Origin of the sequence: Lysinibacillus sphaericus (genome assembly GCF_001629735.1) — a bacterium.
GTDB classification, from domain to species: domain Bacteria; phylum Bacillota; class Bacilli; order Bacillales_A; family Planococcaceae; genus Lysinibacillus; species Lysinibacillus pinottii.
Genome location: NZ_CP015224.1, coordinates 1,602,206 through 1,623,654, shown reverse-complemented (window position 1 = coordinate 1,623,654; position 21,449 = coordinate 1,602,206). Strand labels below are relative to the sequence as shown.

General features: G+C 35.9%; 22 protein-coding genes and 1 riboswitch. Of the genes, 15 read left to right on the top strand and 7 right to left on the bottom strand.

Annotated features, from left to right (window positions below; all coding sequences use genetic code 11):
- Position 1: 1 nt before the first annotated feature.
- From A2J09_RS07890 to A2J09_RS07880, 3 genes are all read right to left on the bottom strand, one after another.
- Entirely contained in the window at positions 2-340 is a 339-nt protein-coding gene (locus tag A2J09_RS07890) for a DUF485 domain-containing protein (RefSeq protein WP_031416022.1), read from the bottom strand.
- A 481-nt stretch (positions 341-821) separates the two neighbouring features.
- Positions 822-2,375, bottom strand: coding sequence for a solute symporter family protein (locus tag A2J09_RS07885; RefSeq protein ID WP_036161769.1), 1,554 nt, complete (start codon positions 2,373-2,375; stop codon positions 822-824).
- Complete coding sequence (locus A2J09_RS07880; RefSeq protein ID WP_012294615.1) at positions 2,376-2,711, bottom strand: DUF485 domain-containing protein; 336 nt, start codon at positions 2,709-2,711, stop codon at positions 2,376-2,378.
- A 586-nt stretch (positions 2,712-3,297) separates the two neighbouring features.
- Between A2J09_RS07880 and A2J09_RS07870 the strand changes: the two genes are divergently transcribed.
- The 4 genes from A2J09_RS07870 to A2J09_RS07855 all read left to right on the top strand — a co-directional run bounded on the left by A2J09_RS07870 (position 3,298) and on the right by A2J09_RS07855 (position 6,268).
- Positions 3,298-3,894: an SCO family protein gene (locus A2J09_RS07870; protein WP_012294613.1), complete on the top strand. Its 597-nt coding sequence runs from the start codon at positions 3,298-3,300 to the stop codon at positions 3,892-3,894.
- Between the two features lie 318 nt (positions 3,895-4,212).
- Positions 4,213-4,860, top strand: coding sequence for a type A chloramphenicol O-acetyltransferase (gene catA / locus A2J09_RS07865; protein WP_012294612.1), 648 nt, complete (start codon positions 4,213-4,215; stop codon positions 4,858-4,860).
- Between the two features lie 127 nt (positions 4,861-4,987).
- On the top strand, positions 4,988-5,485 hold the full coding sequence (locus tag A2J09_RS07860; RefSeq protein WP_012294611.1) for a DinB family protein: 498 nt from the start codon (positions 4,988-4,990) through the stop codon (positions 5,483-5,485).
- A 357-nt stretch (positions 5,486-5,842) separates the two neighbouring features.
- Positions 5,843-6,268 carry a YfmQ family protein gene (locus tag A2J09_RS07855; RefSeq protein WP_031416018.1) on the top strand — a complete coding sequence of 142 codons (426 nt, stop codon included), beginning with the start codon at positions 5,843-5,845 and terminating at the stop codon, positions 6,266-6,268.
- Between the two features lie 322 nt (positions 6,269-6,590).
- On the opposite strand, the gene A2J09_RS07850 is transcribed toward A2J09_RS07855, so the two are convergent.
- Complete coding sequence (locus A2J09_RS07850; RefSeq protein ID WP_012294608.1) at positions 6,591-6,866, bottom strand: YqhV family protein; 276 nt, start codon at positions 6,864-6,866, stop codon at positions 6,591-6,593.
- Between the two features lie 365 nt (positions 6,867-7,231).
- Here A2J09_RS07850 and A2J09_RS07845 point away from each other — a divergent pair, with 365 nt between their 5' ends.
- Positions 7,232-8,587, top strand: coding sequence for an FAD-binding oxidoreductase (locus A2J09_RS07845; RefSeq protein ID WP_036161765.1), 1,356 nt, complete (start codon positions 7,232-7,234; stop codon positions 8,585-8,587).
- 304 nt (positions 8,588-8,891) lie between these two features.
- Here A2J09_RS07845 and A2J09_RS07840 read toward each other — a convergent pair whose 3' ends face one another.
- Both A2J09_RS07840 and A2J09_RS07835 read right to left on the bottom strand, forming a co-directional pair.
- Entirely contained in the window at positions 8,892-9,503 is a 612-nt protein-coding gene (locus A2J09_RS07840) for a hypothetical protein (RefSeq protein WP_012294606.1), read from the bottom strand.
- A gap of 208 nt (positions 9,504-9,711) precedes the next feature.
- Positions 9,712-10,344, bottom strand: coding sequence for a hypothetical protein (locus tag A2J09_RS07835; RefSeq protein WP_004229970.1), 633 nt, complete (start codon positions 10,342-10,344; stop codon positions 9,712-9,714).
- A gap of 251 nt (positions 10,345-10,595) precedes the next feature.
- Here A2J09_RS07835 and A2J09_RS07830 point away from each other — a divergent pair, with 251 nt between their 5' ends.
- The 10 genes from A2J09_RS07830 (at position 10,596) to A2J09_RS07785 (ending at position 20,150) form a co-directional block, all read left to right on the top strand.
- On the top strand, positions 10,596-11,144 hold the full coding sequence (locus tag A2J09_RS07830) for a DUF6143 family protein (protein ID WP_012294604.1): 549 nt from the start codon (positions 10,596-10,598) through the stop codon (positions 11,142-11,144).
- Between the two features lie 422 nt (positions 11,145-11,566).
- Entirely contained in the window at positions 11,567-11,893 is a 327-nt protein-coding gene (locus tag A2J09_RS07825) for an ArsR/SmtB family transcription factor (RefSeq protein WP_012294603.1), read from the top strand.
- Positions 11,886-12,944 carry an ACR3 family arsenite efflux transporter gene (gene arsB / locus A2J09_RS07820; protein WP_036161760.1) on the top strand — a complete coding sequence of 353 codons (1,059 nt, stop codon included), beginning with the start codon at positions 11,886-11,888 and terminating at the stop codon, positions 12,942-12,944. Before A2J09_RS07825 ends, arsB begins: the two co-directional genes overlap by 8 nt.
- A gap of 12 nt (positions 12,945-12,956) precedes the next feature.
- Positions 12,957-13,373, top strand: coding sequence for an arsenate reductase (thioredoxin) (gene arsC, locus A2J09_RS07815; protein ID WP_036161757.1), 417 nt, complete (start codon positions 12,957-12,959; stop codon positions 13,371-13,373).
- A gap of 330 nt (positions 13,374-13,703) precedes the next feature.
- Positions 13,704-15,059 (top strand): NAD(P)-binding domain-containing protein, encoded by a 1,356-nt coding sequence (locus A2J09_RS07810; RefSeq protein ID WP_012294600.1) that lies wholly within the window; start codon positions 13,704-13,706, stop codon positions 15,057-15,059.
- 97 nt (positions 15,060-15,156) lie between these two features.
- Positions 15,157-15,399, top strand: coding sequence for a GNAT family N-acetyltransferase (locus tag A2J09_RS07805; RefSeq protein ID WP_012294599.1), 243 nt, complete (start codon positions 15,157-15,159; stop codon positions 15,397-15,399).
- Positions 15,400-16,067: 668 nt separating this feature from the next.
- The gene (locus tag A2J09_RS07800; RefSeq protein WP_036161754.1) at positions 16,068-17,135 is read left to right on the top strand and encodes a DUF4085 family protein; all 1,068 of its coding nucleotides are present in this window, start codon (positions 16,068-16,070) and stop codon (positions 17,133-17,135) included.
- A 186-nt stretch (positions 17,136-17,321) separates the two neighbouring features.
- Positions 17,322-18,377: an ankyrin repeat domain-containing protein gene (locus tag A2J09_RS07795; RefSeq protein ID WP_012294596.1), complete on the top strand. Its 1,056-nt coding sequence runs from the start codon at positions 17,322-17,324 to the stop codon at positions 18,375-18,377.
- 169 nt (positions 18,378-18,546) lie between these two features.
- On the top strand, positions 18,547-19,308 hold the full coding sequence (locus A2J09_RS07790; protein WP_012294595.1) for an alpha/beta fold hydrolase: 762 nt from the start codon (positions 18,547-18,549) through the stop codon (positions 19,306-19,308).
- Positions 19,305-20,150, top strand: a complete 846-nt coding sequence (locus A2J09_RS07785) for a DUF2785 domain-containing protein (protein WP_012294594.1) — start codon at positions 19,305-19,307, stop codon at positions 20,148-20,150. The genes A2J09_RS07790 and A2J09_RS07785 overlap by 4 nt, the downstream gene beginning before the upstream one ends.
- A 397-nt stretch (positions 20,151-20,547) precedes the next feature.
- Here A2J09_RS07785 and A2J09_RS22895 read toward each other — a convergent pair whose 3' ends face one another.
- Positions 20,548-20,694 (bottom strand): YrzI family small protein, encoded by a 147-nt coding sequence (locus tag A2J09_RS22895; RefSeq protein ID WP_080695201.1) that lies wholly within the window; start codon positions 20,692-20,694, stop codon positions 20,548-20,550.
- Positions 20,695-21,241: 547 nt separating this feature from the next.
- Positions 21,242-21,421: riboswitch (cobalamin riboswitch) on the top strand.
- Positions 21,422-21,449 lie beyond the last annotated feature (28 nt).

The following is a 21,449-nucleotide window of genomic DNA, read 5'->3' as shown; positions in this document are numbered from 1 at the left end:
TTCATCGGTGGCCACCTCCGTTCTCGTATTCTGCGATAATTGCTTTAGCTTCTCTGTCAAAGCTATTTGCTTTAGCTACATATAAATGACATAACCCCCATGTCATAATGAATAGCCCTGCGGAATAAATCCACACCCAAGTAATTTCCCCAAATGCCTTTTGGTGTAGAATTGTTGTGTACGATGTCAGAATTGGTAACAACATGTAGGCCAATAAAAATATGGCAGTCATAGACCAAAGAAAAGAGTTCTTTCTACGTACAAGAGACTTAAACGATTCTTGGTTTGCAATTGCATCATAGTCAATCACGACACCTTTTTTTGCTTGATTGTTCGCCATTAACATTCCCCATTTTGTGTATATTTTTTCTGCCTTAAGACTTGATTTTGCTAGTTTAGTGAATTCACATTCTCATTTTATGAAAGAGTTCACAAAATTGCAATACATTTCAGAAAAATTATGTAAAAAAAATTTTTCTGAAAATAGTCCTGAAAGAGAAAATAACCTCCTAAATCAAGAATATATAGGGTTTTAGAATATTCAGACAAATAAATGAAGCAAAGAGAAATCTAGATTCTTAACAAAAAAAGAACGATAAATTTATAAAAATGCCTAGATTTTTTATCCATATTTAAATACTATTGCCTTAGTGAAAATTGGTTTTTTTCTGTATTTTGGAAGTCAAATAATATTGTTCGATAAGTAAATTGCTAGTTGTGGAATAACAAAAAAGGCGAAAAACTCGACCAAAAATCGAATTTTTTGCCTATTTTTTTGTATATTTTGAATTTCGGTTCATTATGCATAAGGTGCATAAAAATTAATGTGAAATATCAGATACAGAAACGCCAGTATTCGCTTTTACACGAATTTCTTTATAAATACGCTCGGCCTCTTCAGTCGGTACTTTACTAGATGAAAGGACTGATCCCAAATAACCTGCAATAAAGCCTAATGGAATGGTAATAATGGCCGGAACAGCTAGTGGTACAAGTGGCTTACCAACAAAAATAGCTGCACCTTCAACAGGACTCCATACATTTGGTCCCATCGCTCCTAAGATTAAACAAGAAATTAACCCTGTTAGCATGGCTGCTACAGCACCAGTAGAATTGAATTTCTTCCAATAGATAGTATAAAGAATGACAGGTAAATTTGCGGAAGCACCAATACAAAACGCAAATGACACTAGAAACGAAACGTTTAAGCTTTGTGCAAACAGCGCCAAAACAATAGAGACAATTGCAATGGAAATAGAGCCTGTACGTGCTGCAACTACCTGTTGCTTTTCTGTTAATTTTCCACCTTTCATAATTTCTCCATATATATCATGTGAAATCGCGGATGCTCCTGTTAATACTAAGCCAGAAACGACAGCTAAAATTGTTGCAAAGGCTACAGCCCCAATAAATGCCATTAACACATCACCGCCTAAATAATGTGCGAGTAGTGGAGCAGCTGTGTTACCAGCCTTACTTTCAGCTAAAATTTGATCGAGACCGACAAAGTTTAACGCGCCGAATCCTAAAAATATAGTTAACGAGAAGAAGATAGCTGTAATCCAAGTTGTCCATGAAATAGAAGAACGAGCTGTTTTAGCATCTTTTACAGTAAAGAAGCGCATTAATATATGTGGTAAACCGGATGTTCCTAAAACTAGGGCCATCATCATAGAGACAGAATCAATCGTGCTTGTGTATTTAATTCCTGGTACAAGGAATTCCTCCCCATGATCGACTGCAATTGTGTCAAACATTTTCATTAGAGAGAAATCAAACTTCACTAATACTAATATTGCTAATAAGCCTGTCCCGAATAATAGTAGACTAGCTTTAATAATTTGCACCCAAGACGTGGCTGTCATGCCACCGAATAAAACATAAGTAGTCATCATTACACCGACAATTAACACAGCAACCCAATATTCAATGCCGAACAGTAGTTTAATCAATGCGCCTGCACCTACAAGCTGTGCAATCATATAAAGAATCACAATAATAATCGTACCTGATGCAGCTACGCCACGAATTCGCTTTTCATTAAAACGAGCCGTTAACATGTCAGCTAGTGTATAGCGGCCTAAATTGCGCATAGGCTCAGCAATAACGTATAGAAGCACTAAATTGGCTACAACATAGCCCACTGAGAAGAAGAAACCGTCAAAGCCAGTTAAAGCAATCGCACCCGACACCCCAAGAAATGCCGCTGCGGATAAATAATCACCAGCAATGGCAAAGCCGTTTTGCCATCCCTTTAATCCGCCGCCAGCTGTGTAAAAATCAGCTGCTGAGGAAGTGCGCTTTGCTGCAATATAGGTAACAACGAGTGTTAAACCAACAATAGCTAAAAAGAAACCAACGGATACAATATTCATTTAGTTACCACCTTTCGTTTGATACTCGGCTAACACAGCAGCTGCAGCTTTATCGAATGAAGCAGCTTTTTTTACATATACTGTACAGAGCACGATAGTCATCACAAATAATCCAGCTGAGTACACCCATACCCCTGTAATATTTCCGAAGAATTTTTGTTGTAGTACAGGCTGGAATGCGAGGATTGGAAGTAGGATATAAAGAATAAGAAACAGTGCTGTAATCGAAAAAAGAAAGGTGTTTTTCTTTTTCACAAAACTATTGAACGATTCCATAGCCTCGATTGCATGATAATCAATAGGTTGTGCTTGTTTTTTACTAGAAACATTCGCCATTATTATTCCCCCTAAAGTTATATATTTCTGTTTTAAACGACATATTTCTTTTTCGTTCGTCGTTATATTCACTTATTTTATGGGGGATATTCTTATAATGCAATACTAAATTTTGAGTTTTTATAATTTTTAGTCATTTCATTTTTATGGTAATAACATAGAAATATTAAGGATTTAATAGAGAAATATTGTTTGAAAGAGAGTGATTATTTTTATTGATATAATATTATTAAAATAGCTTGCTGCTAATAAAAATGATTGCGGGAGAAAATTTGCACTTAAAAGAGAATTTTCTGTATTTTATTATTCTGCTATTAAAATTCCAGATTCATAATAAGGTGAAGAATCGTTTGTTATATAACAATCGTTATTTTCTTTGGGAAATAACGAAAATAATAAAAAAAAGCTATGAAAAAATTTCTGAAAAAGGAGAGCCATTCGGAAGAATAAGTGTGATGGAGTTCCAAAATTAGTTAATGTTCACAACTTACACAAAATGCATTGCTTGCGGAAGTTCATTATCTTGTATTTGGTATCTAGAATGCATAAAATAAGGTGAAGAAATGAAGGGATGTGTGCAATACAAATGAAAAAGAAAAGCATACTGCTAGTTTTAGTACTAGCAATCAGTAGCATTTTAGCTGCTTGCGGAAGTTACAAATTTGAGCCATCTTTAAACATTGAGGTTCAAGATTTTAATGTAACCAATCAAAAAAATGAACAGGTAAGCCTGGATGATTTAAAGGGCAAGCCGTGGCTGGCTATGTTTATTTTTACAAACTGTACAACAATCTGTCCGCCCATGACATTTAATATGACAGAGGTACAGCAGGCACTGCAGGATGAAGGCCTTGAAGATTATCAAATTGTTGCATTTAGTGTTGATCCAGAAGTGGATAAGCCAGATGTATTAACAAACTACCTAAATACGTATAACGTTGCAGATGAAAGCAAGTGGCAGCTACTAACAGGTTATCAGCAAAAATTTATCGAGCAATTTGCACGTAAATCATTCAATTCTTTAGTCAAAAATGATCCTAACTCAGACCAAGTCATACATATGTCGAGCTATTATTTAGTGAATGCAGACGGCACAGTTGTAAAAGACTATGATGGCGCGACGAACGTACCAGTTGAAACAATCGTAGGAGATATGAAGGCACTTATTAAGGAGAGCAAGTAACGCAGAGGTCCATGGGACTTCTGTGTTTTTTTGTGGTCTAGGGAGTCTCCATTTACTTTCTCAATATTGCACAGATTAGTCCATAAAATTTTATATTAATTGTTATGTATATACGCAAGTAAAAGCCCCTCTCGAAATTCGGTTTTTTACGACAAATTTTGCTATTAAGAAGCTCTAGTATTATGATGATAATTGACTATCCCATCACATATCCTTATACTGTTCTCATATTTCATTTAGAAAAAAGGATGATTTAAATGAAAAAAGCAGTGAAAATTGCCTCCTAAATCCAATAAAACATTTTAGGAGGCGTAAAAAATGGAATTTAATTTGATTGACCGTGAGAATTGGCACCGCAAAGAGTATTTTGAACACTATTTACAACAACAAACAACCTTCAGTATAACGAATGAAATTAATATTACTGTTTTGATGGAGAATTTAAAGAAAAAGAATTTTAAGCTATATCCCGCGTTTATTTTTATGATGACTAAAATAGTCAATGCTCATCAAGAATTCAGAACTAACTTTAACGAAGAAGGGCAATTAGGTTATTGGACGGAAATGTTACCATCTTACACAATTTTTGAAAAACAGTCGTGCACATTTTCTTGCGTTTGGACATCCAATTTAACTACATTTTCTGAATTTCACAAACAATACGAGCAAGATGTAGATATGTATAAAGGTACAGGTCGAATGTTTCCAAAAATGCCTGTGCCAGAAAACAATATCCCAATCTCTATGATTCCTTGGTGTTCCTTTACTGGATTTAATTTGAACATTCATAATGGTGGAGATTACCTACTACCAATTATAACCGGCGCTCAGTATACGCGTATAAATGGGGAGTACCACCTACCAATCTCCCTACAATTTCATCATGCCGTTTGTGATGGTTATCATGCAGGTATCTTTATGAATGAGCTGCAAGGACTTGCTGATAATAGTGCGGAGTGGCTATAGTTTTTTTATGAAAGAAGCTGTGATTACAGCTTCTTTTTATTGCCGTAAGCATAAAGCCAAGTCTAGTGAGAGCTTTCTATTTGAATGGAATTTATAGTATGCTAACCAAAAGGGAGGAGAGGAATCTATGATTAAACAACTGATTATCGGCGACACATTGCATGAATTAGCCGCTACACGCCGCATTTTGGAACGTTTGCCTGAGGAGCACCTGTCGTGGAAGCCGCACGAGAAATCGATGACACTTAGTGGGTTAGCCACACATTTAATCAACTTACTGAACTGGCAAATCGCAATACTTCAGCACTCAGAGTTTGATCTTTTGACAGTACCGCTGCGGAGGGAGCCAATAAATAAGCAAGCTTCCATTCTGAATGAATTTGATGAAAACGTAGACAAGCTTGAAAAGTTGCTAGCTGAATGTAACGAGAAGCTGCTTGCTGAAGAATGGACATTACGTCAAGGTGAACATATCATCCGCAGTCAGCCACGAGCCATGGCGTTCCGTACCTTTGGATTAAGCCATATGATTCACCATAGAGCGCAAATCGGAGTATATTTACGCCTTCTCAATATTCCGGTGCCCGGCAGCTACGGTCCCTCGGCTGATGAAGAAGCACCATGAATGAAGTTTCTTAATTCGATAAGAGCAGAATCTTAATCTACCAATGATAAAAAGGAATGTCCAAAACGAATTGTCTTAAAAAGGACAAAAAGTTTTGGGCTTTTTATATTTTGCTGGATTAATAGGGTATTAGAAGTATTAGATTTACTTCGATACATGACATACCAGAGATGTTATTAGTACATAAGTGGATGGTCAAAAAAATTAAAAATTGGAGGGTGATAAATAATATAAATCCCTTATCATTGAAAGGTGGATGATAAACATCAATATAGCGTAATTACTGATTAATGAGAAATGAAATTATTAATATAGTAGTAGCTATTAAGAAAAAATAGCTGAAAGAGTTGATAGGATATGACAACGGGATTGATAATTACAATAGTGATTGGATCTATTATTAAATTGTTAATGAGCCCACCAAGTATAGCTGTGGCGTGGCTAGTAAATAAATTTGAGCTTCATAAAGAACTCGACTCAAAAGAGGTTACGATCTCATTTAAGGGAAAGAATTTAGAAGAGAGAGAAAAAATAAGATTTATAGACTTTTTTAACAAAGCTATCTTTTTGAAAAAATATTATATATTTCCGGGCAATGAAAAATTATTTTTACAGCCTGAGACGAATGTTACACCTTTTATCATCAACTTAAAAAGTGGTAAAAAAGATGTGAATTTCTTAATTTTTCCCTACGACAATCATGTGGATGTAGTCAGGAAGCGTAAGGAGAAAGTGATTTCATATAGTCTAAGTTCAGAAAGTCTACAAAACTTCACTATTTAAACTTCTAATGCGATTTTCGAAAAAATAGGGATTTGGTCGTACTTCGGTTATCGGTGCGAAATCCCTTTTTTTATACGAAATTATAGAGGGATAGAATAGGACATAGTTTTGTAGTGAATGTACTTGGTATCTTAATGGGTATTCTGGATGATGCGTTCAATGTTGCTTCTATCCTCCAAAGGCTTCTACAAGAAGTGATTCATATAAAATTAGAAAATGATGGGACGGTTTGAGGTAGATGTTATGACTTTTTAAAGAGAAGAGTTAGTTTTAATATATAAGGGCGCTTTCCTGGAAAGTGCTTTTTTAGATTCATTTATTATTACTTAATATGTGAGCTTATTATAATAAGGGTAATTCCCGTAAATAGGCAAATGATTCTCGTCACAGGAATTTTATCAGCTAATCCAAATAATGCAATTGCAGTCGTGACAATTAAAACGGTTGGGCCAAACAAAGCAAGCATTGTATTAATATAGAATGCTTTTTCCAAGTTATTCAGCTTCAGCATTAACAATCCAGCACTAACTTCAATACTTCCAGATAATACACGTAAAATAACCATAGCAAGAAGCGATTTATCAATTATTGTCATCATCCTATCTTTATAGATAATTTTCGCTTATTTTATAATTTCATGATTAGGCTAATAATAGACTCCTGTTTTCAAGCAATATTAAAATCAATATATGTAGGATTCATATTTAATATTCTTTTTATCTGATACTTTAAAGTTATTAAGTTAATAGGTAAATTTCTAGTTTTATTGTAGGTAAGGTTAGAATTTATCCTAATTACAAACAAATTATTAATAGTATAAAAATCTACTTGTTTTCGAGCACAACTTTTGAAGTGATTGATACCCCTGAGAACTTCAATCATACGTCCCTAATACCTACACCCTTTTGAAGCCAAAGAATACGATAATAAAAAACTATTATTGTATTAGTAGAGGTGACTGAAATGGAACAAGATTTTAAGCTTTTAAAAGGATTAACAGGTGAAGTGATAACGATAAAAAATCCTAATTATGATGAAGCACGACAAGAATGGAATCGAGCTAATCAGAAATTCCCGCTGGTAATTGTATATTGTGAAATAAAGCAGGATGTTGTTAACGCCGTTCTTTGGGCACGTAGACATTGCATCGGAATTCGCATTAGGTCGGGTGGACATCATTATGAGGGATATTCCTCTGGTGATTTTGTATTGGTAATTGATATAAGTCGCTTAAATGCAATGAGTTTGGAGAAGAAGGAAGATGTATTAACAATCGAAGCAGGAGCAAAAAATTCAGACGTATATGATTTTATAGGTTCAAATGGATATGTTTTTCCAGGGGGAACTTGCCCGACCGTTGGAGTTTCTGGCTTTACACTGGGTGGAGGTTGGGGATTCTCCAGTCGACTTTATGGTCTAGGGTGTGACAGTTTGATTGAACTTGAATTGGTAGATTTTGAGGGAAGAATCATAAAGGCAAATAAAAATTGCAACTCTGATCTTTTCTGGGCTTGTCGTGGTGCTGGTGGAGGTAATTTTGGGGTGGTTGTAAGCATGACTTTTCAGTTACCAAAACCAATAAAAGGCCCTGTCACATTAATTAGATTCTTTTATGTAAATACTACAAAGGCTAAGCAACTAGAAGTTATGGATATTTGGCAAAACTGGTTACCTGAATTGGATAAACGAATGACTTTGGTTGCAAGCTTTTATAACACGGAGGAAGAAGGGTTAGGTATTTTTGCAACAGGATTTTTTTACGGTTCTTCAAGATTGGCAAAGAAAATTTTACAACCTTTTGCAAAAATAGAGGGTTTTCGAATGAACTTAGAAGAATTATCCTTTCTAGAAGCAGTGAAAAGGGTAGAGGCAACTTATCCACCGTTTGAAAAATTTAAATCAACGGGTAGGTTTGTTCAAAGGAGCTATACATCCGATGAGCTCGAAAATATTGGAAGACTTGTGGAAAGCCCTCCCAATGGTTCAGTTTATGCAGCTATATCCTTTTATGCACTAGGGGGAGCAATCAATAACATAGATAAAAATGAAACGGCCTTTTACTATAGAGATGCTAAATATATCATGGGCATTCAGTCTGTATGGATAGACGATAGGTATGCTAAGGGAAATCAGGAATGGGTTCGTGAACGCTTTGAAATTATTAAAAAGATGACAAAAGGTTCCTATGTGAACTTTCCCATTAGTCATCTTAAAAATTTTGAGAAAGAGTATTTCGGAGGCAATGCACAGAGGTTGAATCGAGTAAAAAGTAAGTATGATCCCTTGAATGTATTTAGGTTTCCACAGGGGTTAAAGTGAAATAGAAAATTAGGATAGATTTTAAAATGATAAAAGTAAAGTGAACACCAAATTAACACTACACCACAGTTTAGTAGTTACTACTAACTGTGGTGTAGTTTTGCTGGGGCCAGTTTAGCCATCCCTCAGCTCTCACTCAGTTCCATTCAATAGCGAATAATGGTTCGATGTGAAACCCCGTATTTCTTTGCAATCTCCTGAGTGGTTCATTATGGATTATAAATATTTTATACATACAATGATTGAAGGAATAAATAGAACTCAATCACCTTCATTATCCTAAATAACAGTAGGTGAAGTTGAATTATTTTTTAGTTACTATATGAATACCTGCACTTGCAGTACCAATTAAATTAACTGGGAAGTTTACCATTATTGATGAGATATAAAATACCATTAATAAACAATCTCCAACTGATATAGATAAGGGTGAAATATTACTTGATGCGAAAGCAATTTGTCCGAAGGTTACTACTGGTAATGTTATAGGGGGAGTTAAATCAACAAAGGCACTTGTACCAGTGAACATATTACTTCCAACGGGTGCATGAAAAATTTGAGCTCGGATTGTAACAGATCCTTCTACTAAAGGTAATGATCCTAATGGAGAAAATGACGCTGAGATAGCTGTAATGTTACCATCACTAGGAACTGTGAAGGCTTCACTCGTGTTTCCATTTAAGTTAATGACATTATTTATAATCGAAACGGTATTTGCAGTACCGAACCCTATACTACTTGCAAGTCCAACTAGAGCTTGAATATGTGATGTTGAATTTCCAGTTGAGAATGCAATTATAGTGTTATCAGTAGGAGAAGAAGGGTTTATACAGTTGGTTTCTGTAGCCATAAATGGTCCGGAGTTATCGCATGCTCTAAATGTTGACAATCTACTATTATACCGACAATTATCCATACAAGAACTTATCCCCTTTCTATTTATAATATGTAGTAAAGAGTATTAGACATGAACAATCACCTTATGTATGGATATTTTAATGTAGTAAAAACACTTTCAAATGGTTCACAAATGAACTACATATACTATAGATAAGAAAGACCACATTGCGCGACAAGTGATCCTTCTTGTTTATACGTCCAATTAATTTATAGGAAACCCAGTTTTAGTCATCGCATGTATATTTAAATTCCGGATTAGTCTGAATAAAATAGCCACTTCTAACTTGCCCTGCCCAATTCTGCAGTGCTTCTTTCCATGCTACACTTTCAAAAAATTCATCTACTGTCGTTGTTTCAGAAAACCAAATTAATGGAGTGAAGGGTGCAAGGGGTCCCGCATCACCCCAAATCCCCCCAGCTTTAATAGTACTTTGTTTCACAAGAAGCAAAGGGAGCCCGTGTTGAAAAGACATGGAAGGTTCTATTTGCATGAAAGGTGAATAGGGCTCTAATTGATCCGTACGACGTGTTGGTTTTAAAAGGGCAGCTATAGTTCCGTAACTAGAGTTTACAATTCTACGGACATTTTCTAAAGTGGTGTTAGGATACTGGTCTGTATTTGGTAGTGTTCTAGGGAAAAGAAGCACCTCTTTTATTTCATTAAACATGCGAATAATGAATCGCTGCTCTTGTGATAATGGTGGTTGCGATGGTCCCAGAGTAAATAGGTTTTGGTGGCTAAAAAAAATGGGTATACGGAAAAAAGCACTCGCTGCCTCATTGAAATCATCTACAGCTTTATAAAATTGATCTATTTCATTATTAGTAGCATTTTTTCTAGTTTTATTCTCACTCAATTTTTTATCAACTCCTCTCCATAACTTATTCATAAGTTGGAAGTGAGGGGTGTGTTTACATACAAAGTTCACTATTCATTTTTGTATTCATGAATAATTTTAAATAGATATTTAATTCTAGAGTTATATTTTTTCATGAAAAAATATAATGAAGCTAATTATTCGTCTGTTCAACATTTTTGTTTCAGAAAAATCTTTATCTGCACATTTTATATTAATTTACATAAATTGTAGAAAGGAGTGTTGTTCTTATGATGAATCATGATCGAATGATTAAGGCTGTTAATATACCTAATCCATTATATCAATCATTACAGGGGAGATATTTTGTAGGACAAACTGAAGCGATTTGTTTCGGACAAGGAAAAAATGCTTGGGGTAGTTTAAGTAACCCCCATCATTCAAATGTAGATCTATTTGTCAATGCGTTTACCATAACGAATCACTCAAATCAACCTTTTGTAGCTGAAATCTGGTTTAACGCAATTCCACCTGGAAATCCAATGGTTTCGAAAAATGTGACACCTTCAAACACAGCCATTTCTCCACTTCCAAAGCCGGAGGTGAACATCAAATTTGCTGAACTTGTTAATGGACTACCTAAGAATGGAATCAATGCGTTTAAGCGAATAGTACCCCCGCAAAGTACTTTAGTTAGTGATGAAGATGGAAAATATATTTTCCCATCGGGTGAATCATTTGTCATTTTTTTAGTTGCACCAGACAATGAATATATTGAGGCAGAAGTTGCATTTGGATGGTTTGAAAAAACGGTTAGGAAAAAGAAAATTATTAACTAAAATTCGAATATTAATATTTACTTAGTTCATATTTTAATAAAAGAGTTCTGACGGTGGATGCTTAACCTTCTTACTTATAGAAGATTTTCCATTAGAAATAACTCCGAAAAAATGGAATAGCCTTGTGTATTCGCACCAAAAAAACAGGTATCTATAGGTTTCGTTTCAGGATGAATATGTACTTTGGTCAGACAGTAATGGAATAATGGTTAAACAAAACAAAGCACAGTAACTAAGAAGCGGTGCTTTGTTTTGTTTACAACACAATAATTTTTAATATCTATAAAAATTTTTATTGCAATTTCCAATCAGTGTACATAATATAAGTGTATAGTTATATAAAAATTTATTCACCTGAATTGGTTAGGTGATTTTATTTAAAATAATATATAAGTAAATAGTTATATAAGGAGTGCAGATACATGGAAAATACACTAATTGAAAAACAATTAAAAGCAGCAGCAGATTTGAATCGCATTAAATTACTTGCATGCATGAAAAATGGGGAGGTATGTGTATGTGATTTTGTGGAGGTGTTAGGAATATCACAACCAGCCGTTAGTCAGCATCTACGAAAATTAAAGGAGGCAGGCATTATTACGGAACGAAAAGTAGGGACTTGGAAACATTACCGTTTAGTAGAGGATCAAACGCCATTGATGAAGGGGATTTTAGAACAAATTCAACCTTTAAACGGGTGCAACTGTGGCACAGATTGTTGCCATATAGGAGGGACTGATCATGCGTAATGAATCTTTAACCAAACAGCTTTCTTTTCTAGATCGTTACCTTACCCTTTGGATATTCGTTGCAATGGGTATCGGTGTCGTATTAAGTATCACCATGCCCAATATCGGCGAAGCATTAGAGGCCATGTCTATTGGTACAACGTCCATACCGATTGCAATAGGGTTAATTGTTATGATGTATCCACCATTAGCGAAAGTAAAATATGAAGAAATGTGGCGCGTGTTTAAGGATTGGAAGGTGCTTTTGCTATCCCTTTTTCAAAACTGGTTACTCGGACCGTTCTTAATGTTCTTTTTAGCCATCATCTTCCTGCATGATTATCCTGAATATATGGCTGGACTCATTATGATTGGCTTAGCTCGCTGTATAGCAATGGTCATTGTATGGAACGATTTAGCCCGTGGAGACCGGGAATACGTCGCTGGACTCGTTGCTTTTAACTCCATCTTTCAAATCGTGACATATTCTATTTTTGCTTATTTTTTCTTAAATGTATTGCCTGGTTGGTTTGGTTTAGAGAATTTCCATGTATCCATTTCTATGTGGGAGATTACTAAGAGTGTACTTATTTACTTAGGTATCCCGTTTGCTGCAGGGTTCCTCACACGATGGATAGGGATTAAAACAAAAGGGAAACAGTGGTATGAAGAAAAGTTCTTGCCAAAGATTTCACCACTTACTTTAATTGCACTGTTATTTACGATTATGATGATGTTTGCTTTAAAGGGTGAGCAATTAGTAGAACTGCCACTTGATGTAGTGCGAATTGCTATTCCATTATTTATTTACTTTGTGGTGATGTTTGCTGTGTCATTCTTCTCTTCTCGTAAAGCAGGTGCTTCTTATCCTGTCACAGCAGCTCTTTCTTTTACAGCTGCAAGTAACAACTTCGAGCTAGCGATCGCCGTGGCAGTTGGCGTGTTTGGCCTTCACAGTGGCGTGGCATTTGCTGCTGTTATTGGTCCACTTGTAGAAGTACCTGTTCTCATCGGACTTGTATGGGTTGCCTTACGTTGGCAGAAAAAATACTTTAAAACCGTTGAATTGTAAGGAGCAATTTTTATGACAAATACACTTTATTTCTTATGTACGGGGAACTCATGCCGAAGTCAAATGGCTGAAGGATGGGCAAAAAAATTACTCCCTACTAATTGGACTGTAGAAAGTGCTGGGATCGAAGCACATGGCGTAAATCCGAAGGCCATTAAAGCGATGGCAGAGGTAGGGGTTGATATTTCGGATCACACATCAGATTTAATTGATTTTGAGACATTAAACAATGCCACATTAGTTGTTACGTTATGCGGTGATGCCGCTGATAAATGCCCAATGACTCCACCGCACGTACGTCGTGAGCATTGGGGATTTGAAGATCCAGCGAAAGCGACAGGAACAGATGAAGAGAAATGGACTGTATTCCAAAATGTACGTGATGCAATCGGCAAACGCATTGAGCAATTTGTAGCTGATGAGCTGTAATTGAATGGAGGATTAAAAATGACAGTGATTCATGCTAGCGTATGAACTCTAGACTATTTTATCGCTTATTTAATAGTTATTATGAATAGTAGAGAGCACACATTGAGTCAGGCCAAAGAGTTCGCTTTTGATTTTTTTGAAGAAGCCTTGGATTGTTACGGCGCTTCGACATGGTTGCAATTTAAAAGTGCTGTAAAAGAAATTGATAAACGATATGTGAAATGTGTTAATTACACATGCAAAGTTTAAACGTCTAGCTAACTGCTAGACGTAAAAAATATATTATATATAAGAGAATGCTTATATAAAGAAAAAGAGGAGAAGGTAATAATGAAAACACTAAATATAATCAACCAAAATGGCTCTTGTTGTACTACTACAAAGGATATTGAAGTACAGAAGAGTGTTAATAAATCCAACAAGAATTTACCGATTGTCATAATTGGCGCAGGTCCTATTGGATTAGCTGCAGCTGCTCATTTAGTGGAACAAAAGCAAGCATTTATTTTACTTGAGGCTGGGCGTGAAATAGCACACAATATTCGTACCTGGGGGCAGGTTACACTATTTTCACCATGGCGATATAATATTAATAAAGCAGCTAAAGCTTTATTAGATGACTCCGGATGGGTAGCACCTAATTTAGATACGTTACCGACAGGACATGAATTAATTGATCTTTATTTAAAGCCTTTTTCTGAGCTAGTACAAATGAAGCCGAACATTCAGTTGAACGCAAAAGTAGTAGGGATTTCACGACAGTTGAATGATAAGATGAAGACAAAAAATCGAGTTGAACAGCCCTTTACTATTTATATTGAACAAGAGAATGACATCCGTATGATTGAGGCGAGAGCAGTTATTGATGCAACGGGTACATGGGGAAATCCCAACCCAGCAAATTCTACAGGTATATGGCTACAAAGTGAAAAGGCATTAGCCAATCACATTGAATATGGTATCCCAGACATTGCTACGAATACTAAGAGATATGCCAATAAGAAGATTGCAGTTATTGGAGGTGGTCATTCAGCTATTAATACATTATTGGCGCTTGCGGAATTACAAACAGAGAATCCTGCAACCATGCTAGTGTGGATTATGCGTAAAAAGTCTGTAGAAGAAGCCTATGGTGGCGAAGAAAAAGATGCATTAGCAGCCCGTGGCACACTTGGTATTCGCATTCATGAATTAGTGGATACAGGTAAGATTGAAGTAATAACACCTTTCTATATCTCACAGGTGAAGAAAGTTGAGAACATCCATATTGTTGGTGCAATGAACGGAGAACAAAAAGTATTAACAGGATTTGAAGAGCTTATTGTCAATGCAGGAAGTAGACCAGACCTTTCAATTAACAGTGAATTACGGCTTTCCATTGATTCAGCAACTGAAAGTGCGCATTCCTTAGCACCATTAATTGATCCAAATGTGCATAGTTGTGGCACAGTAAGAGCACATGGAGAAGAAATTCTACGCCAACCAGAAAAGGACTTCTATATAGTCGGAGCTAAAAGCTATGGACGTGCACCAACTTTTTTAATGGCAACAGGCTACGAACAAGTTCGTTCCATAACAGCTTTTTTATCAGATGATGAAGAAGCTTCAAAACGTGTGGAATTGGAGTTACCTGAAACCGGTGTATGTGGAATAAATCTTGCCGGTCCATCAAATTCATGTTGTTAATGATTCCGACTGTTAGCGAAAGCTAGCAGTCCTTTTAAAATAATAAGGAGGGAATTAGGATGGACACACTCATTATTCGTAAAATGGAAAAGAAGGATTGAAAGAGGAATTACAGATTGATAAAGAAGGAATCGAAACAGGGTTGGCAACCTTTAAAATAATTGTGCCAAGTGAACAGGTAAGGGATGAAAGACAACATGCAACATTGCGTTTTGTTGCAGAAGAAGACAATAGGGTAGAGGGTTGGATTGGCATTTCCCCTGTCTCTACACGGTCGTCTACGATGCAACATGAAAAGATAAATCGAGGAATGACGTTTATAGAATTAGAATTTCCCTAACATTGTAATGCCGCATTAACTACATCAAGTTGTATGTGTAAAAAATCGCTTGAAAAGTGCAAAATATCTCCTGAAGCAACCTGTCCTAAATTAGAACGGGTTAGCTTTATAGATGATTATAAAAGTAATTAGCTATTCGCTACAGTGTTATATAACCCTTATCAAACTATATGGAGAAAATAATTAAAATGGGTCTTATGCTTAAAGAAGTACTTGTGTAGAAACTTTCTTAAATATAGAGCTGGGTATAGAAATAAAATTACATACAACTACGAGCTTTTAAATGGCTGAAAATTTGGTATTATTTGGTTTGGTGGGCTGTTTTTTTGAAATGAGGAGATGTTATTTTTTTAATGGGTATGGGCGTGATTATTTCAATAGCTGCCGTGATGGCTTGTGGCAAAAATAAATAATGTTTTAAGAAATAGTACTAAATTCACTACATATTCATTTTAGATAAATTTCCAAAACCAAATTTTGAATTCAATGAAATATTCTTTAAACAGCTATTTATGCAATACATAAACAGGTCTACTATAAGTACTTTTCAAGAGTATGCTGAGTGTGTACTCAGCATAGAAACCTGTATATTAGACACTTTAAAACTACATTTTTTTATCGTTCATATACTTTAAATAACAGGCATTACAGCTAAAAGGAGTGGGATGATGTTTTTCTTAACACGTGAACGTCAGGAAGTATTCAACGTAGCACAAACATATCCATTTGAAGAGGAGTTCGATGGCGAATTTGAAGATCATTTATACGAGTATTTAACTGCGTATATAGATGTCTTACCACAAAAGTTTCAAACCGGAATGATTGAACGAACTCTATTTGGAAATGATACTTTAATGAAAGAGTTTCAAGAGTGGTGCAATGTGACAATTGAGCAGTTCATAACTAAGAGTAATGCTATTTATGAAGAGCGTGAAGCAATTGTGGAAAGCTTTCATTCGTCTGCAAAAACTGTTTTTTCACAATCATTGCACGATGGAGAAATTTTGAATGCTGAGCAACAAGGAAATAATTTTATGCTTTTATTAGATATGAGTAACGGGTTTACAGTCGAGTCAATGGTCCAATTAGTTTTTCATGATGCCCATATAGAGGGTGATCTTGAAGGCTATTACGTGTATGACGAACTAATAAAGTTTGAAGGTAGATATGCCTTACGAGTTTTATCTAGTTTTGGTAGCCCTTATGCTGAATGTACGATTTTCTTCAAAGATGTGACAGCAAAATACTTGTATCGTCCTGCAGTTTATATTGAACCAGGAGGAGTCGCTACGTGGGATGATTATGTTATTGCACTAAACCTAGATGATAAACATTATATTGTAAAAGATACGCATTTTGTAGAGATTAATATGGCTAATATTTCGCAATCGGATAATGGGATTTTTGCTGGAGGAGTATTACTAGGTGATACTTTTGAGGAGGCAAGAGAGCGGATTTATTGTGCTACTTATGAAGATCCATATGCTCATTTTAGTGAGCCTATACCGGCTGATGAGCTGTTATCTGCTATGTTTGATTTAGACCAAAATATACGTGTGCGTGCCTTCAACACAATCTTTGCATTAGGAAAGGATGCCGCATATATCGCTAATGATGTGCTTCGTAAAGTCGATATAAACACAGATGAAAATATGTATTTTAATATTATTGCCAACCATTTCAATCAACTCGGTTGTTTAGAGGAGGATGTAAAACTGAAATGGCATAGTGAATAAGAAGAGTGCTGTTCAAAACGTTCAGTGATTGAACAGCCTTTTTTAGTATTATGGATAGTTGACACAACCAATCCCTCCTCCATGCCAAAAAAGAAATTAAAACATGGTAAAATATAGAATGGTATATAGTGAGTAAATGACGTGATGAATTGTATTCAAAAATCTAATGTGAGGAGGAAAATACATATGGCGAGGAAGAGAAAAACGTTACCGAAAAATTTTAGTGAACTAATTGAAGCAGGTGATATTGCGGCATTACAAGCGGTATTTACCAAATGCGAGCTAGATGCATATGGCGGTTATAGTAAAACAACAGCCTTAAGCTTTTTCGATGTACCGGATGAATTGGTTCGCTGGCTGGCGGAACAGGGAGCAAATATAAATGCGAGAGACAATTACAAAAGAACAGCTTTACATAATCAGGCAATAAATTGGCGGGGGAATATTGAATTGCTTCTTGAGTTAAATGCAGATATAGAAGCCTTGGATTATCAAAATGAAACACCTTTATTTGCTGCGGCTGCTTTTTTTAAACCAAATGCGGTGCGCACATTGGTTTCTAAAGGAGCAAATATAAGAGCGGTAAATATGTTGAATGAGACGCCTTTGGACAAAGCTTTAGCAGTATGCAGAAATATAAATATTGTTGATCTAGTGGAAGTTTCTGAGATTTTTTTGAGCGCAGGTATAGCTGTAACGCCGGAAATGAAAAATTCTATTATGCGAATTGGAAAAGACTTTGAATTTCATAGAGAAGGTTTTAATAAAGAATATTTGAAAGAAACGGATGAGGCACTTTCCCGTCTTTATGAGCTATTTGATGTTTCACCTGTAGAGAAGCGAAAAACGCATGATGGTAAGTCTAAAATAACAGTATGTACAAAGGGCTGGCAGGCACAACATAATGAACTTTGGGATTTACTAATTCCTTGGCAAGGACATGCCCAAACTGTACAAGGAGAGGTTATTCGTATTACTGGTAAAGTCTCATACGAAATTTTACATAATGGCGGCATCAACTGGGATAATGATTTTCGTAAAATGCTCAAAAGTTTGAACCATTACATTAGCTTAGGTACACCATTACATCCCGCTGCACTTCAGGAATCTATCACTTTAGCGAAAGAACTTTACAAAGGTGATGGAGATAAGGAGCCTGCGAGACTATGCGAGTTAGCAGTGCAATGGGTACTTAGCAATCCAAATCCAATTATTTTAGAACAGCCCGAATATAAGCGCTAACATATTTAACGAATCCAATAACCATTTTTATAAACAATACTATCCACTTTTTCTAAGCACTTAACGGCAATGAAGGGCTTTGGAAAATTACCCCTTAGTTGCATAAACGGACCTTTTTTATATTGTAGAAATAATAATGTAAAGCTTATAATTTAATTAGGTGATTAAAATGACGATACGACATAAAAAGATAATCAATTTCTATAATAGGCGTATACGGTTCAATAAATATCGTAAAAATACACCCAGCGTAATCTTTATTGCCGGGTTAGGCGATAGCCATGAAACATGGAAAAAGGTCCAAGATCGAATATCGGAAGAAACGTCAACCTTGTCCTATGACAGGGCGGGTATTGGCAGGAGTCAAGACGTAGCTGTTACGCGAACTTGCTGTGATCTTGTTGAGGAGCTCTCCGAATTGGTACAAGCGCTTGATGTGGAGAAGCCTTATATATTAGTAGGCCATTCCTTTGGTGGATTGGTCGCCAGATTGTATACCAGTCTTTATCCGCTGGACATCTGTGGTATGGTTTTGGTTGACGCTGCACCGGAATATAAAGAACTTGCCTATGAAAAGGTTCTACCAGAAAATCTACTTGCAGGAAATAGGGAATATTTCGAGAACCCTATGTTAAATAGTGAGAAAATTGATAAAATACAGAGTTATAAGCAAATCGTTGATTATTCAAACCAAAGTGATATCCCTCTCTCAATTATTACAAGAGGTTTACCCGATACTAATGAAAATGAAGGTGGATGGCCCTCACAAGAAATATTAGGAATTGAACAAAGTCTACAAGCAGAATTCCAATGGCTGTCAACGTCTAGTAAGTTCCGGATTGCTAGTCGTAGTGGACATTATATACATCATGATGAGCCTGATATTGTAATAGAAGAGATTATATTCATGTTAAAGGAGATGGGAAAATGAGCGACATAAGGTTTAAACTTATGGAGGATTTACAAAGAATTGAGGAGAATGCGTATCAGTTAGGCGAAGGTGAGCAGCATCAAGATTTCTTACCTTTGTTACTTCAATATATCGGTGATCCTCAGCCAGAATTGCGGGATAACTTGATTTATCCGATGTTTTATATGTGGATTAAGGAAGAGAATAGGTTCAGTGAAGAGGAGTTGCGTAGTCTCTTAACTGTTCTGACGGATGAGAACCATTTGTTCTATAAAATTGGCAGTGAGGAGGATCAGTCAGTTTTTACAAGGACGTTTTCTGCCTTGCCTATCGCTTTGATTATACAACGCCACAGACAGAATCCATTTTTAACTCAAGAAGAAATTGAGCAATTAATGCGAGACATGCTCCGTTATTACAAGGAGGAGAAGGATCTGCGGGGTTACCTTTCAGTAGGAGGCTGGGCTCACAGCGCGTCTCACGGTGCAGATGTTTTTGTTGAGCTGGTGCAGTGTGAGGAGAGCGGCGTTGCAATGCTACGTGAGGTGCTTGTCGCTATATCTAGCATGCTCCATAATGAAATACATATTTTTAGTGATGAGGATGATGAGCGGTTGGTCAATATCGTGGATACAATAATTGACAAAGAATTACTTCCACATCAAGAAATTGCTGATTGGATTAGCTGCTTAGCGCAATGCTGCAATTTGCCGAGAAGTCGCAGTCAGGTGATTGCTCGCGTGAACAGCAAGAATTTTTTACGCAGTCTCTATTTCAGAAGGGGACAAGATAGCCGAGGAAATGAGCTTAATACTGCCATACTTGGCACTGAGGCAAAATTAAACAGGTTTTCTATCAGTTAAAGGATTAAGGGGTTGTCCTAATCCATGGATTTGGCTGAGAAGCGCTGTTTTTTGTTACATGGATGGCTAATGGAGTAGAATAATTGAATTAGGCTAAATTGCCACATTCAATTTTAGTATCGAGGAATTACGCTTTGTAGAATTAGAATTTTTCGAACATTGTAATGCCGCATTTTCTTAAACTACAACAAGTGGTATGTGTAAAAAATCGCTTGAAAAGTGCAAAATATCTCCTGAAGCAACCCGTCCTAGATTAGAACGGGTTAGCTTTACAGGGATTATAAAATATTACTTCATCTGGTGGTTGTGTCTTTCTCCAGCCATAAAACTGCATATCGTCTTTTGATCATATAAATCATTTCTATTCCCACCTTTCCTGTTTTTTGAAATTACAACATTAATATTGACGAATACGAATATAATTTTCTACTTTTCTTCTGTTCTCTTCAAAGATTTTTTTCGCATTTTCATGTTGAAGTGCTTTTTCAATAGAAATCTCACGTTTTGTAATAGTTATCGTAAGAGCAAAAATGTTTAACATCATTTATTATCACCTCCTTAAATTACCATGAGGAATGAAAAAAACCGCAGAGAGACTCCTCTACGGTGAAAAAAGACACAAAAATACCGCAGGGGCACACTTCTCCCTGCGGTATGGGTATACTTAATTACAAAAAACTTAAGCGATCCATTCCGATCTGGTCGAATGTGTGATTTTCATTTTTACTGAAGTTGTAACTACCAATGACATTAATTTAGCGATAACGAACATTTCATTCGACCTCCTTAAGAATTTTTTACTTTGTAAGTATATCATTTTTTAAGTTGTTTGTAAACAACTTTTACTAAGAATTCCTGATTGTGTAAAAGTCTAGAAAAATTCTTTGCTGCTTTACATTGTTAGTTATCTGATTTTTTTTGGTAGCGAATAGTAGAAATAGTAGTCTTAAAGCCAACAAACATCATTAAACCATTATCACTAAGGGTAAGGGTCAAGTTGTTGACAATTAAAAACAAAGTAAATAGATAATTTTTTTATATAAAAACAATTTCTACTATTCTGAAATATATGGTATAGTAGGGGTATAACTGAATATAGTGTAAGAAATGGTGCCAGATGAAAGTTTGGCTTAAAAGGGAAGTCGGTGCAAATCCGACGCTGTCCCGCAACTGTAATTCGGAGCAAATCACAAATGCCACTGGGAAACTGGGAAGGCTGTGAGACGTGTTGATGAGAAGCCAGGAGACCTGCCAATTTCTAGTACACACCAAATACCTACGTGGAAATAGGTGGTGAAT